This window comes from Rhizobium sp. R635 (genome assembly GCF_002211285.1).
GTDB lineage: Bacteria > Pseudomonadota > Alphaproteobacteria > Rhizobiales > Rhizobiaceae > Rhizobium.
This window is the reverse complement of sequence record NZ_LOKX01000036.1, coordinates 144,888-159,592: the sequence shown is the minus strand read 5'-3', so window position 1 is coordinate 159,592 and position 14,705 is coordinate 144,888. Positions and strand designations below refer to the sequence as shown.

General features: G+C 61.4%; 18 protein-coding genes and 1 pseudogene. 13 read left to right on the top strand and 6 right to left on the bottom strand.

What is annotated here, in order from left to right:
* Positions 1 to 101: 101 nt before the first annotated feature.
* From ATY78_RS28360 to ATY78_RS26650, 5 genes and pseudogenes are all read left to right on the top strand, one after another.
* Positions 102 to 212 (top strand): annotated as a pseudogene (locus tag ATY78_RS28360) (isopenicillin N synthase family oxygenase); the annotation flags it as partial.
* A 342-nt stretch (positions 213 to 554) separates the two neighbouring features.
* A complete protein-coding gene (locus tag ATY78_RS26670) occupies positions 555 to 1,586 on the top strand; it encodes an NAD-dependent epimerase/dehydratase family protein (RefSeq protein ID WP_088685291.1) in 1,032 nt (343 codons plus the stop codon).
* 84 nt (positions 1,587 to 1,670) lie between these two features.
* Positions 1,671 to 2,789, top strand: a complete 1,119-nt coding sequence (locus ATY78_RS26665; protein WP_245313637.1) for a glycosyltransferase family A protein — start codon at positions 1,671 to 1,673, stop codon at positions 2,787 to 2,789.
* 335 nt (positions 2,790 to 3,124) lie between these two features.
* Positions 3,125 to 3,817 (top strand): type 1 glutamine amidotransferase domain-containing protein, encoded by a 693-nt coding sequence (locus ATY78_RS26655; RefSeq protein WP_088685288.1) that lies wholly within the window; start codon positions 3,125 to 3,127, stop codon positions 3,815 to 3,817.
* A gap of 182 nt (positions 3,818 to 3,999) precedes the next feature.
* Positions 4,000 to 4,443, top strand: a complete 444-nt coding sequence (locus ATY78_RS26650; RefSeq protein ID WP_088685287.1) for an SRPBCC family protein — start codon at positions 4,000 to 4,002, stop codon at positions 4,441 to 4,443.
* Positions 4,444 to 5,018: 575 nt separating this feature from the next.
* Here the strand turns inward: ATY78_RS26650 and ATY78_RS28675 are convergent.
* Positions 5,019 to 5,192: a hypothetical protein gene (locus ATY78_RS28675; RefSeq protein WP_088685286.1), complete on the bottom strand. Its 174-nt coding sequence runs from the start codon at positions 5,190 to 5,192 to the stop codon at positions 5,019 to 5,021.
* Between the two features lie 126 nt (positions 5,193 to 5,318).
* Here ATY78_RS28675 and ATY78_RS26640 point away from each other — a divergent pair, with 126 nt between their 5' ends.
* Positions 5,319 to 5,519: a hypothetical protein gene (locus ATY78_RS26640; protein WP_088685285.1), complete on the top strand. Its 201-nt coding sequence runs from the start codon at positions 5,319 to 5,321 to the stop codon at positions 5,517 to 5,519.
* Between the two features lies 1 nt (position 5,520).
* Complete coding sequence (locus ATY78_RS26635) at positions 5,521 to 5,727, top strand: hypothetical protein (protein ID WP_088685284.1); 207 nt, start codon at positions 5,521 to 5,523, stop codon at positions 5,725 to 5,727.
* Positions 5,728 to 5,812: 85 nt separating this feature from the next.
* Here ATY78_RS26635 and ATY78_RS26630 read toward each other — a convergent pair whose 3' ends face one another.
* Positions 5,813 to 6,205, bottom strand: coding sequence for a hypothetical protein (locus ATY78_RS26630; protein WP_245313636.1), 393 nt, complete (start codon positions 6,203 to 6,205; stop codon positions 5,813 to 5,815).
* 127 nt (positions 6,206 to 6,332) lie between these two features.
* On the opposite strand from ATY78_RS26630, the gene ATY78_RS26625 reads away from it, so the two are divergent.
* Complete coding sequence (locus ATY78_RS26625) at positions 6,333 to 6,950, top strand: hypothetical protein (protein ID WP_088685282.1); 618 nt, start codon at positions 6,333 to 6,335, stop codon at positions 6,948 to 6,950.
* Between the two features lie 209 nt (positions 6,951 to 7,159).
* Here ATY78_RS26625 and ATY78_RS26620 read toward each other — a convergent pair whose 3' ends face one another.
* Complete coding sequence (locus tag ATY78_RS26620) at positions 7,160 to 7,633, bottom strand: VOC family protein (RefSeq protein WP_088685362.1); 474 nt, start codon at positions 7,631 to 7,633, stop codon at positions 7,160 to 7,162.
* A gap of 715 nt (positions 7,634 to 8,348) precedes the next feature.
* Positions 8,349 to 9,344, bottom strand: coding sequence for an AraC family transcriptional regulator (locus ATY78_RS26615; protein WP_088685281.1), 996 nt, complete (start codon positions 9,342 to 9,344; stop codon positions 8,349 to 8,351).
* 70 nt (positions 9,345 to 9,414) lie between these two features.
* Here ATY78_RS26615 and ATY78_RS26610 point away from each other — a divergent pair, with 70 nt between their 5' ends.
* From ATY78_RS26610 to ATY78_RS26590, 5 genes are all read left to right on the top strand, one after another.
* Positions 9,415 to 9,783 carry a DsrE family protein gene (locus tag ATY78_RS26610; RefSeq protein WP_088685280.1) on the top strand — a complete coding sequence of 123 codons (369 nt, stop codon included), beginning with the start codon at positions 9,415 to 9,417 and terminating at the stop codon, positions 9,781 to 9,783.
* Positions 9,784 to 9,909: 126 nt separating this feature from the next.
* The gene (locus ATY78_RS26605) at positions 9,910 to 10,314 is read left to right on the top strand and encodes a hypothetical protein (protein ID WP_088685279.1); all 405 of its coding nucleotides are present in this window, start codon (positions 9,910 to 9,912) and stop codon (positions 10,312 to 10,314) included.
* 156 nt (positions 10,315 to 10,470) lie between these two features.
* Positions 10,471 to 11,751, top strand: a complete 1,281-nt coding sequence (gene blh, locus ATY78_RS26600) for a bifunctional sulfur transferase/dioxygenase Blh (protein WP_088685278.1) — start codon at positions 10,471 to 10,473, stop codon at positions 11,749 to 11,751.
* A 313-nt stretch (positions 11,752 to 12,064) separates the two neighbouring features.
* Complete coding sequence (locus ATY78_RS26595; protein ID WP_088685277.1) at positions 12,065 to 12,982, top strand: macro domain-containing protein; 918 nt, start codon at positions 12,065 to 12,067, stop codon at positions 12,980 to 12,982.
* Positions 12,967 to 13,935, top strand: a complete 969-nt coding sequence (locus ATY78_RS26590) for a DarT ssDNA thymidine ADP-ribosyltransferase family protein (RefSeq protein WP_141105682.1) — start codon at positions 12,967 to 12,969, stop codon at positions 13,933 to 13,935. The genes ATY78_RS26595 and ATY78_RS26590 overlap by 16 nt, the downstream gene beginning before the upstream one ends.
* Positions 13,936 to 13,953: 18 nt before the next feature.
* Here the strand turns inward: ATY78_RS26590 and ATY78_RS26585 are convergent, their stop codons facing one another.
* Together ATY78_RS26585 and ATY78_RS26580 are read right to left on the bottom strand one after the other, a co-directional pair.
* The gene (locus tag ATY78_RS26585; protein WP_088685275.1) at positions 13,954 to 14,337 is read right to left on the bottom strand and encodes a type II toxin-antitoxin system VapC family toxin; all 384 of its coding nucleotides are present in this window, start codon (positions 14,335 to 14,337) and stop codon (positions 13,954 to 13,956) included.
* Positions 14,334 to 14,591 carry a type II toxin-antitoxin system prevent-host-death family antitoxin gene (locus tag ATY78_RS26580; RefSeq protein ID WP_088685274.1) on the bottom strand — a complete coding sequence of 86 codons (258 nt, stop codon included), beginning with the start codon at positions 14,589 to 14,591 and terminating at the stop codon, positions 14,334 to 14,336. The genes ATY78_RS26585 and ATY78_RS26580 overlap by 4 nt, the downstream gene beginning before the upstream one ends.
* Positions 14,592 to 14,705 lie beyond the last annotated feature (114 nt).

The window sequence follows — 14,705 nt, the reverse complement described above, 5'->3', positions numbered from 1 at the left end:
CACCGTTGCCTCCGCCCGCCGCCCTCAAAGCTCCATCATCATGTCATGCCAGCACGTCCCGCGTGATCCGACGGCGAATGCGGCATCGTTCAAACCACGCCATTTCCGCCGATCCGCTCAATCCGATCTTCCGCGAGGTCGGCATCAATCAGCTGAAGAGCCGGCCTCGCTCCCATCCCGATGTTGCTGCAGTGCATCACGCCGATCTCGTGCGGACGATCCTGGGGACAGGAGAGCCGACGGTGATCCGCGCCCCAACCAAACTCGCATCAGCCTTTGGTCCGATCTTCCAAGAACCAAACAAGTCTTCCAATCGTATCGATATCAGACTAACGTCTGACGACAGCATGCGACGATAATAATATGGTCGCGCCCGGTTAAGCATTTTCCGATCGTCTGATTTGATCTTGCAGTGGTTGTAGATATCCCGTGAAGAAAAATTATCAGGTACGGAATTATACCACATTGTAGTTAAATCATGAGGCGTGGACTGTTTGGTTCGACATTGTTTTATATTTGCATGAGGCTGTGCAGATGAGGAACAGGGGCACGTGATGAAGAGAGTTCTAGTAGCAGGCGGGGCTGGTTTCATTGGTTCGCACATGTGCGACAAGCTGTTGCGCCGCAACAATATCGAAAAGCTCGTCGTCGTCGACAATCTCTGGACCGGCCGGGCGGAGAATCTAGCGCACATCAAGGATTCGCGGTTCCATTTCGTCCGCTCCGACGCCGAAACTCTTCAGACATCGGAGAAATTCGACGAGATCTACCATTTCGCTTCTCCGGCCTCGCCGCCCTGGTACATGAAAGAACCGAAGCGGACGATTGCGGCAAACCTGCTCGGCGCCTTCCGCCTGCTCGACCTCCTGAAGAAGGGCGGCCGCTTCTGCTTCACCTCGTCTTCGGAAGTTTATGGCGATCCGTTGGTCTCGCCGCAGCCGGAGAGCTACAAGGGCCAGGTCGACTGCACCGGGCCGCGCTCTTCCTATGACGAAAGCAAGCGCTGCACCGAATCGCTGCTGTTCGAGCTGCAGCGCACCGAAGGCCTCGACGTCAGGGTCGTGCGCCCGTTCAACTGTTATGGGCCGCGCACGCGGCCGGATGACGGCCGGGCCGTTTCCAATTTCATCACCCAGGCGCTGAGCGGCCGGCCGATCACCGTCTTCGGCGACGGGCTGCAATCGCGCAGCTGGGGGTATGTCGACGATATCACCGAGGGCTTTGCCCATTATTTCTGGATGAACGAGACCGATTACCGGGGACCGCTCAACGTCGGCAACGACCGCGAGATCTCGGTACTCGAGGTCGCCAAATATGTCTCCAGCCTGATGGGCGGCGTGCCGATCGTCTTCAAGCCGTCGCCGCCGCAGGACCCGACGAACCGGCGGCCTGACCTGACCAACGCCAAGTATGTGATGCCGGAATGGTCCTGCAAGATCAGCTATGAGGAAGGTGTCGCCAAGACCCTCGACTGGTTCAGGGAGGAGATGGTGTCCAAAGCCGCCAAGCCCGGCAAGATGGCTGCCCGCAATCCCCGCCAGCAGAAGGCCAAGAATACGGATCTCGGCAGCTTCTCCGGCTTGTGAGGAAAGAGTAGGATCGAGGGAAGCGGCTCCAATCGGCTGCGTTCGCGGATGCTGACGTGATGCCTGCCGCCGGCGGGCATCGCCATGTCGTTCGAGAAGGACCGGGCTGTGACGTCGATCGGAGCAACGCCTCATATGCCGCCGCTGGTTTCGGTGGTCGTTCCGGCGTTCAATGCCTCGCCCTATATCGAGCGCACGCTTCGATCCGCCATGTCCCAGACATATGCGGCCCTCGAGATCATCGTGGTGGACGACGGCTCGACCGACGACACGGCCTGTCTGGTCGAGCGCGCGGTGATGCAGGATGGACGGATCCGCCTCATCCGCACCGAGAATCGCGGTGTGGCGGCGGCGCGCAATACCGGGCTGGAAGCCGCCCTCGGCGCCTATGTCGCCTTCCTCGATGCGGACGATCTCTGGCATCCGACGAAGATCGAAAAGCAGGTGGAGAGCCTCGAGCGCCTGCCGTCTCACTGGGCCGCGGTCTATGTGCTGCACCATTTCATCAACCTCGAAGACGAGATCGTCGGCCCGGGGCCTTCCCACCTGGCGCGCGGCTATATCTTCGCGCGGCACCTGACCTTCAAATATGTCGGCAACGGCAGCGCGCTTCTGGTGCGCCGGCAGGCGGCGCTCGATATCGGCGGTTTCGACAGCTCCTATGCCGCCGCCGGCATCGGCGGCTGCGAAGATCTCGATTTCGAACTGAGGCTCGCCGCCCGCTACCGGATCGAATGCGTGCCCGAGCGTCTGCTCGGCTATCGAAAACATCCCGGCAGCATGTCGTCCGACTATGTCAAGATGGCGCATGCTTTGGCCGAAGTGATCAGGCGCTCGCTCGCCACGACCCCTCAGCTTTCGCCCTACGCGGCCAGAAGTGCGACGATCGCCGCTCATAAATATGCGCTGCACCAGTATCTGCTTGCCGAAAACCTGCGCCTGGCCGCCGGGCCGGCGCTCGCCATCCTGGGGAACGAGCCGGCCTTCCTGGCGAGATTGATCGCGCGGCGGGCGGCGAGCCGTATGAAGCGCGGCGTGTTGTCGGCGATCCTGGGGGCGGATTATGCGGAGCGGCGGCGGATCAGGCTGAGGTTCGACCAGGTCACGCCGTCTGCGGTTGCGGCGAGCCCGGGAGGCTTCTGGATGCGGCGTCGGGTGGCCCGGCTGGCTAGGATGGATGCGGTGTTGGAGAGTGGCCTATGATTGCTGGTGGGGTTGTGACTTGCTTGGCTGAGAGGAGAGGGTGTGCCGTGTAGCCCCCTCATCCGCCCTACGGGCACCTTCTCCCCGCTGGGGAGAAGAGGGGATCGAGACGTTGCGGCAAGTCCCTTCTCCCCAGCGGGGAGAAGGTGGCCCGTAGGGTCGGATGAGGGGGCCACACGGCACACCCCAACCGTAACATCACCCCGAACCGCTTGTGCCGCAGAGGCCTCGGGTTTATGGTTCTGCCCGTTCTAGCATGAGATCTGCAGGCAGTATTCACCGTAAAACCGGACGCCGATGGTTTTGTCCGCGATCCGGGACGAAGGAGCTGAGCAATGAAAATTCTCATGGTTCTCACATCGCATGATCAATTGGGCGATACCGGCAGGAAGACGGGGTTCTGGCTGGAGGAGTTCGCCGCCCCTTATTTCGTTTTCCGGGACGCCGGCGTCGATGTCAGCCTCGCTTCGCCGAAGGGTGGCCAGCCGCCGCTCGATCCGAAGAGCAACGAGCCGGGCTTCCAGACGGACGATACGCACCGCTTCGAAGCCGACCCGGCCGCAAAGGCGGCACTTGCCAACACCATGAAGCTCTCCGAGATCCGCGCGGGCGATTATGACAGCGTGTTCTTCCCCGGCGGCCATGGCCCGCTCTGGGATCTGACCAACGACCGCCACGCGCTGTCGCTGATCGAGACCATGCTTGCGGCGGGAAAGCCGGTGGCACTGGTCTGCCACGCGCCTGGAATCCTGATGAACGTGAAGGCGCCGGATGGATCGCCGATCGTCAGGGGCCGCACCGTGACCGGTTTCACCAATTCCGAAGAGGACGCCGTGCACCTGATCGATGTCGTTCCCTATCTGGTGGAGGACGAGCTGAGGGACCAGGGGGCCAAGTTCTCCTCGCGGGAAGACTGGGCCGTGCATGTCGTCCAGGACGGGCTGCTGATCACCGGCCAGAACCCGGCTTCGTCGAAAGAGGGCGCGCGCACGCTGCTCGCCGCCTTGAAGAAAAAGGCCGCGGCTTGAAGAGCCCTGGGCTGTCGCTTCAAATACGCTGGTGCGCGGGGACGATGCGTCGCTCATCCGGAATTGGCTCCCGCGCGCCCTTACGCAATTTTTCTTGAAGAAAAAGTCGATCCGGTGTCGGATTGGCCAAGCCTGCCGCGTCCTAGGCTCGTCCATTCCATCCAGTCAAAAGGATCACGACCATGCCCAGCACCATACGCCTGCACCGCGTTTTCGCGACCAGCCCGGAGAAGGTCTACCGCGCGTTCATCGAGGCCGACGCGCTCGCCAAATGGCTGCCGCCGAACGGTTTCCTCTGCACCGTGCACCATCTGGAGCCTTCGGTCGGCGGCACGTTCCGCATGTCCTTCCGCAACTTCACCAACGGCCAAAGCCACGCCTTCGGCGGCGAATTCCTCGAACTCGTTCCCGGCGAACGCGTCCGCTACACCGACAAGTTCGAAGATCCGAACCTGCCGGGCGAAATGGAAGTCACCGTGATCCTCAAGAAGGTCTCGGTCGGCACCGAGATCGATATCACCCAGGCCGGCGTGCCCGACATGATCCCACCGGAAGCCTGCTATCTCGGCTGGCAGGAATCGCTGCGGAACCTCGCCAAGGTGGTGGAGCCTGATATTAACGAGTGAGGTGCTCCTGCCTTGGGGCAGCGCTGCGGCGCGTGCTTCGAGGCTCCGCCCTTGCGGGCTGCGCACCTCAGCATGAGGGAAGGTGGAGAGTGCGGCAGGTCATGAGGTGGAGGCATGGGCGGGAACGCCTCTCCAAACTCCCTCATTCCTGTGCCTGTCACAGGAATCCAGCCACGGCGCGTCCGCGCCGTGAATGACTCAATTGGGATGAAGAGGGTCTTCCGCGCCCAAGGACTTGGGCGCGCTGGATCCCTGTGACAAGCCCAGGGATGAGGGAGGAGAGGTTGGCGTTCATTAGCGGCCTCCAGGTGAGGCGGGTGTACCAATCTCAGTGAATGCAAATAGCAGCGCTGCGGCGCGCGCTTTGAGGCCTCGCCCCGGGGGGCTACACGGCACACCCTTCATTGCCTAGCTTCGGTGAGCGGCAAGCGAAAGGCAGATGACGTGTAAACAATCCTCACCCCCTAATCCCACGTTTCGCCAGCGCATGGCGCGCCGCGCTCGCACCCCAGTCATCGTCAAGATCCTGCCCCTCGATCTCGGGCGGAGGGGTTGCCGTTCAATGACGGAGCGTCTCAATTGCTCCCGTCGTTCGGCCGCGCCTTGGCGCTGTCGTTGGTGGTGTCGGAGGTGGTCTTGCCGTCCGGCTGCTGGCCGAAATAGGTGCCGCCGAGGTGTCCGCCGGCGCTGGTGTTCCGGACCTGCTGTTCGGCGCGTTTTTGAAGTTCACGAACGTTGGTCTTGCTCATCTTCGGCTCCTTTTTCGAGGTTTGCGACCTTTCACCAACCGATGGGGGCCGAGACTGTTCCATATTTTCTGCCGGAACACTTCCCGGCTTTCGCGGTTTTCCCTCCACAACCAAGGAGAAACGACGATGGGCATGACCACCCCCAAGGACGGGCCTGCGGGCACCACCGATCAATCGCCCCGCTGGGAAGGGCCGAAAGGCAATAGGCCGCGCGGCTACCTCAAAGCCAAGGACGACCCGGACAAGAACCGCGACGCGCAAGGCGAAAACAATCGCGACCCCGAAACGAATGACATTTCCGACGCGCTGAAGCAGAAAGGCGAATGAGATGGCCAATCCCGAAAAAGACGCAGCCGGCCAGTTCGCCAAATCCCGCGCCGACCGGAAAGCCAGCGGCGTGGCCAGCGCCAAGCCGACCGTGATCACCGGCTCGGAGGACGCGACGGTGAACAAGAACCCGCCGGGCAAGAAGCCGGAGAAGGACTGGGACATCAACTACGATCCGGCCGATATGAATGAAGGGCGGATGCGCTGACATGGTGGCGCGCCCGCCCTAGGCCGAAGACTGGAGCCTCGAAGGACGCGCGCCAACATCGCTTCTTGCATCCATCCGGCGCCTCTTACTTCACCACCGTCACGCTGAGCACACCTTCTTCCGTCTTCCCCTCTTCATAAGGCGAGCGGATGACGAGCCTGTCGCTGCCGGTGTAGCCCTTGTCAGCAGTGTAATAACCGACGACGCCATTGACCTTGGTCGTCTCGCATTTCGAGACTTTTCCCACGAGCTTGGGGAAGAGCGGTTCGTGCACGATTTCGAGGCGGCCGTGTTTGGGCTGTTCGACGATGTCAATGGCGGGGTAATCGATGTGGCGGCAATCGTCGTCGATGTGCCAGTTCTTGGCGACCAGCGTTCTGACGCCGCTACGGGCGGTGATCGATTGAGACTGCCGGCGGAAGCCGTCGGAGGTGGTCGTGCAGCTCGAAAGCGGAATCGTCGTGGCTGCTAATATCAAGTATATAAAGGCGTTTTTCACTTTAAATCCTCAACTTTCGCTTGAATGAATATTGCTTTTCTCCTGAAGTCAATCAGATTGCGAAGCGGAGAACGGCACGGATCTGGTCAAGCTCGAGCGCGGGTCGGTGGCGGCGGCCGACGTCAGGCCGCCGAAGAGGATCTTCCAGCCGGCCTTCTGGCTGAAGCCGCAACGGGACTATCCGGAGAAGCCCGCGGATCGCGCCGATTTCGAAGTGAGATTGAGGAAGGTCGACGGCACGGCGGAAATCAGGCTGCTCAGGCACTATCCATGGCGGCTCGAAGAACGCCGCGATCTTGACGGGGCGGTGCAGTTCAAGGTCTGGAACGAGCTGGAAGACCAGGGCATGGCCGTCTCCACCACCGATGACCAGCATCGCTTCGAGGCCCGCCGTTCGCCGCGCGCGTCCAACTATCCCTACACCGCCTTCGACAAGATATCGGAGCGGGTCGATATGAAGCGGCCATCCTCGCATCGCGGAACGGACTGCGCGTGGTTCCATTTGAAATCGGATATTGTGAAGCCGGCCACCAAAAATGTCGGCATAGCGGAATGCACGACGCCGGAGGGCATGCCGCTGAAGTTCATCGGTTTCGACGGATCGGGCGCGACGGAGACCTTCATGGCGGTCGATGCCAGACGCCGGCCGGTCGACTTGAAGGAGATGACCCCGCCGGCGGATTTGATCGATCCGTCCTCATGGGGATTTACGGTCGGCGATTGAGGGAGCGGGTGTTGTCGGAGCGTCTCAGATGAGGCTCGCTGGAGCGCCCGCGCGTTCCGGCAGCGGCGCAAGCTTCACGCCAGCTTGGCCTGGCAGAAAGCAAATATTGATTCTCCCAGGATCTGTTGCGATCGATTTTCAGCAGAAACAGCCCCGTCAATGATTGGCGGGGCTTTTTGCTGCGTCGATGGGCGAGGCTGCGGCACTCCTCAGCCGCGCATGGCCGCCTCGATCGCGGCGATGTCGATCTTGTGCATGGTCATCATCGCGTCGAAGGCGCGCTTGGCCTCGGCGGGGCTTGCTTTCAGCGCTTCGCTCAGCACGCGCGGGGTGATCTGCCAGGAGACGCCCCACTTGTCCTTGCACCAGCCGCAGGCGCTTTCCTGGCCGCCATTGCCGACGATGGCGTTCCAGTAGCGGTCGGTTTCCTCCTGGTTTTCCGTGGCGATCTGGAAGGAGAAGCATTCGTTGTGCTTGATCGAAGGGCCGCCGTTCAGGCCGATGCAGGGAATGCCGGCGACGGTGAATTCGACGACCAGCACCTCTCCCTGCTTGCCCTCCGGATAATCTCCCGGCGCCCGAATGACGGCGCCCATGGCGCTGCCGGGAAAGACCTCGGTGTAGAAGCGGGCGGCAGCCTCGGCGTCCTTGTCGTACCAGAGGCAGATCGTGTTCTTGTTCAGCATGGCGTGGGTCCCTTTGCTCGTCGTTTCCGGTCTCCTGGCTGAAAATAAGAGGCGAACCGGCTTTCTCCAGCCCGTGGCGGCCATTTTGGCGGACGCTTTGACGTGCCGCCGGCCAATTGCGGCCATGCAATCCTGTGGTTGAATATTTCTATTTGCGCTGCTTGGTTAATGTAGTATGTATTTCTAATATAAAATAAGTCTGGCTGCACAAGAAAGACGTTTTTCGTGAAATTCTGGGCGTTCATTGCAGCTTTTGTTTTGAGCGTGCTGCTGTGGAGCAGCTTTTATTACGGCGGCCGTGGGATCTACGGCGCGATTAATACTTTGCAGCTCTTTGCGGAGCGGGCGATTGGTGGGGGTGGATAGGGCTGGAGAGAGGGCAGGGTCGAGGTCTTGCTCTTCGCTTGCGCTCGCCGAGGCCAGACGATGAAAGTTGTGCCGTGCGGCCCCCTCATCTGCCTGCCGGCATCCGCCGGGGCGAGCCACGGGTCTCGCCCGTCCTTCGGACCCCCGCTGGGGAGAAGCGGAATCGTAGCAGCGCCTCGGTCCCTCTGGCATTTCGGTTGAAAGGATGGTCGTGCGGCCTGGTCCCTTCTCCCCAGCGGGGAGAAGATGCCGGCAGGCAGATGAGGGGGCCGCACGGCACACCTTTTGCCTGGCTTCGACAAGCGAAAGGCAACAACCGAGCCTCCCGGGCGTCGGCATTCTTCCCCTAATCCCGCGCCATCGCCCGCCACGCCGCAGGCGGACTCCCGAACGCGCGTGAAAACGCCCGGTTGAAGGCGGCTTCGGTGGCGTAGCCGGTGTCGTAGGCGATGGCGGCGATCGGTTGGGTGGAGGTGGCGAGCGCCATGCTGGCGAGCGTCAGGCGCCAGTCCCTGATGTAGCGGATCGGCGAGGTGGAAAGGATCGCCTGGAAGCGGTCGGCGAGCGCGCTGCGCGAGAGGCCGGAGGCGGCCGCCAGCTGCTCAAGCGACCAGTCGCGTTTCGGATCGTCGTGGATGACGGAGAGGCAGCGGGAAAGGGCAGGGTCGGCGAGGGCGGCGAGAAAGCCTGACGTATCGGGCGCGGCCATCATGATCTGGTGGCGCAGGATCTCGATGAAGATGATCTCCGTCAGCCGCGGCAGCATGGAGACGCCGCCGGCGCGGGGGCGGTCGACCTCGTCGGTCATCTGGCGGATGGTGGCGCGCAGCCAGTCGCCGTCATTGGCGGCCCGCGTCCTGACATGGATGAGCTTCGGCAGCGCCTGGCGCAGCGGGCCGAAGCTCAGGCCGTCCCATTGCAGGTAGCCGCAGAGCAGGCGGACACCTTCGGCTTCCGCGCCGTAGCGCAGCACGGGAATCTCGCGCCAGGGCTTTTCCGGCAGGTCGCGCGTCGGCAGCACCAGCATGCCTTCCCGGCCGGCGCCGAGCTGATGGCCGGTGCCGAAGGGGAAGACTAGCACATCGCCGGCTTCGAGATCGGTCGCTTGGCCTTCCACCTTCAGCCAGCAGCGGCCGGCCACCACGATATGAAACGGCATGGTGCCGGAGGCTCTGGCCGAAAGGGCTGCGAGCGAGGGTGCGGCATCTGTCTGCCAGTTGCCCGTCGGCATGAAGCAGAATTGCAGCGATCCGGAAAGGCGGATGCTCGACAAGAGCGCCGACAGCACGTCGTCGCGCGCTACGCCGAGAGTCTCAGGATTTTCGGACAAGGCTTCCCGCATTCCGGCCAAATACGCGCCCCGCGCGCCCTCCTATGGTGGAGCCGTTCACTTCAATCTCAGGGAGAATACTATGCAAAGCCAAAGCGACAAACTGGTCGTGCTGATCACCAAGGGCATCGAATCCGAAGTCTCCTCCGTCGCCTTCACCATCGCCAATGGCGGGATCACGGCCGGGCTGAAAGTCTCGGTCTTCCTCACCAGCACCGGCATCGATCTCGTGCGCAAGGGCGGCCAGCGGATGACGCATGTGCCGCCGCTCGATCCGCTGTCGAGCCTGATCGAGACTTTCCTGGCGCGGGGCGGCACGATCTGGGCCTGCCCGCCCTGTGTGACCGCGCGCGGCTATACCGAGGCCGATATGCTCGACGGCGTCATCATCGTCGGCGCCAGCGCCATGCATGCCGAGATCAAGGAAGGGGCGGCGACGCTCTCTTTTTGACGCGATCGCCGGGAGATCGCGGTCACAACTTCGTGCGCAGGGGCGAAGGCGGCAGGATGGCATGAACCAAAGTCCGGTTGCGGTGTTTAGGCAGGGCCTGACACTTCCAACGGAGGACCGATCGCCATGCAAAGATTCCTGCTCTCCGGCCTTGCCCTTGCCGCGCTCGCCGGGACCGCCTTCGCCCAGGAGCCATCCGCCCCGCCGCCATCCGGCGCCGCGCCGCCGCCCGCAACCGATGCCGGCTCGCCGCCGGCGCCCGATGCCGGCGCACCGCCACCTCGCGACGAGGCCATGCCGGACGCCTCGTCGAGAGACCGCTTCGCCTTCCGGGGACATGGGCGGAGAGGCGATATGGGCTTCTACCGCGGCCACCACCGCGGACCGCCGCCCTCCAAGGCCGCCCGCTTCCGGATCATGGACGGGGATACCAGGATCGACCTGAAATGCGCGGAGGACGAGCCGATGAAGGTCTGCGCCGATCTCCTGCTGCAGGTCATGGACAGGCTGCAGGGGCCGGCGCAGCCTTGATTGGGCGCGTATGAGCAGGGTGGATGGGCGTGCCACACGGTACGCCGGTAAAGGAAGAAACGCTGCTCCCTGCCGTCCCTACATCCGCACCCCAACCCGTGGATTTCCTTGACGCCCGGGCGCATCCATATGAGATTATCCTCATAGGGGGCTTCGATGACATCCGTGAGGGTCAATGAGCTGATATCGGTGGCGGGCCAGCCCGAGGCCGCCGACTTTGCCGATTTCGCGGCGCGGGGTTTTGCCGGCGTCATCAATACCCGGCCGGATGGCGAGGAGCCCGGCCAGCCCGGCAATGCGGCGGAAAAGGCGGCGGCGGCCGCCGCCGGTCTTTCCTACGGTTTCGTGCCGGTGAAAGGTGGCGAGATCACCGAGGCCGATATCCGCGCCTTCCAGGCTGCCATGGCCGAGGCCAGGGGGCCGGTACTTGCCCATTGCAGGAGCGGCACGCGGGCGATGACGCTCTATGCGCTCGGCGAGGTGCTCGACGGGCGCATGGGATCAGGCGATATCGAGGCCTTCGGCAAGAGCCACGGCTTCGATCTTGCCGGCGCGCGGCGCTTTCTGGAAAAGCGGGCAGGGCAGGCGCCTGATGTGAGGGCCTTTTTCCATCCCGCCACATCGAGCGTGCAATATGTCGTGACCGATCCGGCGACCAAGCGCTGCGCCATCATCGACCCGGTGCTCGATTTCGACGAGACCTCGGGGGCGACGGGCACCGCCAGCGCCGACGCCATCCTCGCCCATATCGCGGCCGAGCGGCTGACGCTCGAATGGATCCTCGACACCCATCCGCATGCCGATCATTTCTCCGCCGCCCACTATCTGAAAGGCAGGACCGGCGCACCGACGGCGATCGGCGCCCATATCCCCGAGGTGCAGGCGCTCTGGAAGGAGATTTACAACTGGCCGGCGCTTGCCGCCGACGGCTCGCAATGGGACCGGCTGTTTGCCGATGGCGATACGTTCAGGATCGGCGCGCTCGAGGCCCGGGTGATGTTTTCTCCCGGCCATACGCTGGCCTCGATCACCTACCTGACCGGCGACGCCGCCTTCGTGCACGATACGGTGTTCACGCCGGATTCCGGCACGGCGCGCACGGATTTTCCCGGCGGCAGCACGAGCGCCCTCTGGCGCTCGATCCAGGCGATCCTGTCGCTGCCGGAGGAAACCCGCCTCTTTTCCGGCCACGACTACCAGCCCGGCGGCCGCCACCCCCGCTGGGAAAGCACGGTCGCCGCCCAGAAACGCGACAATCCGCACATCGCGGGCAAGGACGAGGCCGCCTACGTGGCGCTGCGCCAGGCCCGCGACCGCACACTCGCGAAACCGAAGCTGATGCTGCACGCGCTGCAGGTGAATATTCGCGGCGGGAGATTGCCGGAGCCGGAGGAGAATGGCAGGCGCTATCTGAAGATACCGCTGGATGCGTTGTAGGGATGCAAGGAGCGGCGTTGCGACGCGTGCTTCGAGGCTCCGCCCTACGGGCTGCGCACCTCAACATGATCCTTCGACGTGATCCTGGGGATCGCGCCTCGGGATGAGGGGCAGTTGAGGATGCGCGCCCATGAAAGCGGAGCGGCCGGATATCGGACGGAGCTCAGGAAAGCCTTATCCCGAGGAGGCGAGGTGCCGGCTTCTTCGTGAATGCTAAACAAACTTAGTTCAACGGTGTTGCCAAAATTACCACGAATTCCAGTTCAATATATGCTACAAATTATGGAACGAAGAGAGAACAAATGGGTGATTCTTGCTGACGTACGTTCGGACAAGTCTTTTTGATTCCCCGGCGCAGACGCTGGTAAACACGGTCAATACCGTTGGGGTCATGGGGAAAGGGATAGCGCTGCAATTCAAAGAGCGCTATCCTGAGATGTTCAAGGCTTATAAGTCCATCTGTGATAATCGTTCATTGGATGTCGGCAGACTGCATCTGTGGCGCGCTGCGGACCATTGGATATTAAATTTCCCAACAAAGACTACGTGGCGGCAGCCGTCGAAACTAGAGTACGTCGAGGCGGGCTTAACCGCTTTCCAGCGCTCGTATAAGAAGATGGGCATCTCCTCCGTGTCTTTCCCGCCCCTCGGCTGCGGGAACGGGAACCTGAATTGGGAAGAGGTTCGCCCTGTCATGGAGCGATATCTTTCGAAACTGGACATTCCTGTCTACGTGCACGATAGACAGGTGCCTAAGTCTTTTATACCCGAGCACAAGAATCCACAGGAGCGTCGGGTCCCCATCTCGTTCAACGAGTTTCGAAATGACATTATGGAGAACATTGATCGGCACGCTAGCTTTGCAACCCTGCGCCGCACGTCCGAATTCCATGCGAAGTGGGCGGCCGACGGAGACATTGTGATAGAGAGGTTAACTGGTAGGACTGAGGTGATCGATCACGAACTCATCGAGGCTGCGTGGTCCTCGCTGCAAAATGGAATTTTGACCTCAGAGCAATTCGCTGATGACGCATCTAAGAAATTGAAGTCCTATCTTTTTCCGATACTCGCAGAATTGCCGTATGTTCAGGTCGCAGAAATTAGCCGACCTGGTTGGTTGGAGCATAGCCCTGGGCACGCGCTGTACATTAGTCGGGAAGACAGAAAAAATAGCGTTCAAGTGGACGCGGTTAGCGCGTCGCGTGGAGAGCAGGCGTGCCTGTCACTTTAGTTCGAGCGCAAAAGCATGTAAAAGACATGGTAGCGCGCCTTTCTGCGCGTGGTGGTAGGTCCGTTTGGCCGAACTTCCTCTATCACGCCTGTGATGTCACGACAGCTATCAACATCGTCCGGGACGGAGAGTTGAAATGTCGGAACAACGCGACGAATTTCTTGGACGTAGCAAACTCTGGTGCTTTGGGTATCTATGAGGGTTCCCACTCTTGTGCGCGTTTGTATTTTCGGCCCAAGAATGGGTTTCATTTCCGCACCGAGGGCATCAAATGTCTTGCCGACCCTTACCGGCTGCAACACCACATGTCTATCCCGGTGATGTTCGTATTCGATTTCATTTCAGTAATCACACTTCCATTTGCTCGCTTCAGCAACGGCAACGTTCAGCGCTCCAGAATTTTCCTTGATGGCGATACGGCGTTTGATACTCTAGATTTTGATGCCATTTATCATGATGGTCCCACCAATCAGGAAAATCGCGACTACATTCAAAATCAACGAATGTCGGAGGTAAGTGTTGAAAGCTGTGTCAGCCTTCAGCCACATCTAAGGGCGATCGTTTTCCGGACGCAGACAGACATGCATACGTTTGAGCACTTGTTAGCCCAGAGTGGCCTGACTTGCGCTTACAAGACGTTTGTTGAACGTGTGCGAGGAACTTTGTTTCTGGCGCGAGCCTTTTATCTTAATGATCTCACATTTTCTAATGGCACGGTCACCCTGACATTCAACTTTCCAGTCGACTTCACTCCCGCGGATAGAAACTTCAAGTTGTTTGTGCAGCAGACTTCAGGGGGTAACGTCGCCACCTATGATAAAACATTTCAACTCAAAGCACCCAACCTGAATATCTCAAACTATTCAACGACGCCTGGAACGTGGGTAATAAGACTGGAAGAGCAGTTGGCGTTTAGGGGGCCTATAAAGTCGGAAGCCTCAGAGCTGTTTTGATAACTAGTATCCCACTCATCAAATCACTCCCTCCACATCCGTCCTGCTGAAATCATCGCCCACAAACAGCAGCCGGCACCCATATTCTCTAGCCACCTCATAGGCGAAGCAGTCGCCGAAGTTCAGGCCTGCGGGATGGATGCCCTTGCCCCAGGTGCCATAGGTATCGGCGATGCGGCGGGCGGAGGCAGGGGTGACGGAGATGATTTCGAAGCCGAGGCCGTCGAGCAGTTGTTCCATCTCCGCGCCGACATTGCGCCGGGCGGCGACGATCAAGGTTTCGGCGACCGTGCCGGCGGAGATCAGGAGGTCGTCTTCGGCTTCGAGGGCGGCGATCAGGGCGTCAGCCTGCGGCTCGCCGAGCAGGATCGCCATCAGCGCTGAGGTGTCGACGGCGATCATTCGGGCAGGCCGTCATCGCCATAGAGAAAATCCTGGCTCCGTGCGGCCGCCGGGCCATCGGCGGCTTTGGCGGCGGCGGAGGCGCGCATCGCCTCCATGAGCGCCCGGCGCGATTTGTGGTCGGGCGCCGTCTTGACCGGAACCAGCCGGACGGCGGCATGGCCATGCCGGGTGAGGATCACCTCGTCGCCCGCTTCGGCGCGCCGCACCAGTTCGGTCAACTGCCCCTTGGCATCGGTCACGGATACCCGCATCTCACACTCCCGCTCGGCCGGTCCGGCTCGTTCTCTGTCAATTTAGACCAGTCTCTGGACCATATCAAAGGGTAAGTGTCGTTCAGCGAGAGGCAGGCATGCAGGGAAGCGTGG

Excerpts from the sequence above, each read along its gene's own strand:
- ATY78_RS26655 (WP_088685288.1), top strand. The coding sequence starts at position 3,125 with ATGAAAATTCTCATGGTTCTCACATCGCATGATCAATTGGGCGATACC.
- ATY78_RS26650 (WP_088685287.1), top strand. The coding sequence starts at position 4,000 with ATGCCCAGCACCATACGCCTGCACCGCGTTTTCGCGACCAGCCCGGAG.
- ATY78_RS26605 (WP_088685279.1), top strand. The coding sequence starts at position 9,910 with ATGCAAAGATTCCTGCTCTCCGGCCTTGCCCTTGCCGCGCTCGCCGGG.
- ATY78_RS26635 (WP_088685284.1), top strand. The coding sequence starts at position 5,521 with ATGGCCAATCCCGAAAAAGACGCAGCCGGCCAGTTCGCCAAATCCCGC.
- blh (WP_088685278.1), top strand. The coding sequence starts at position 10,471 with ATGACATCCGTGAGGGTCAATGAGCTGATATCGGTGGCGGGCCAGCCC.
- ATY78_RS26610 (WP_088685280.1), top strand. The coding sequence starts at position 9,415 with ATGCAAAGCCAAAGCGACAAACTGGTCGTGCTGATCACCAAGGGCATC.
- ATY78_RS26615 (WP_088685281.1), bottom strand. The coding sequence starts at position 9,344 with ATGCGGGAAGCCTTGTCCGAAAATCCTGAGACTCTCGGCGTAGCGCGC.
- ATY78_RS26670 (WP_088685291.1), top strand. The coding sequence starts at position 555 with ATGAAGAGAGTTCTAGTAGCAGGCGGGGCTGGTTTCATTGGTTCGCAC.
- ATY78_RS26640 (WP_088685285.1), top strand. The coding sequence starts at position 5,319 with ATGGGCATGACCACCCCCAAGGACGGGCCTGCGGGCACCACCGATCAA.
- ATY78_RS28675 (WP_088685286.1), bottom strand. The coding sequence starts at position 5,192 with ATGAGCAAGACCAACGTTCGTGAACTTCAAAAACGCGCCGAACAGCAG.
- ATY78_RS26580 (WP_088685274.1), bottom strand. The coding sequence starts at position 14,591 with ATGCGGGTATCCGTGACCGATGCCAAGGGGCAGTTGACCGAACTGGTG.
- ATY78_RS26665 (WP_245313637.1), top strand. The coding sequence starts at position 1,671 with ATGTCGTTCGAGAAGGACCGGGCTGTGACGTCGATCGGAGCAACGCCT.
- ATY78_RS26585 (WP_088685275.1), bottom strand. The coding sequence starts at position 14,337 with ATGATCGCCGTCGACACCTCAGCGCTGATGGCGATCCTGCTCGGCGAG.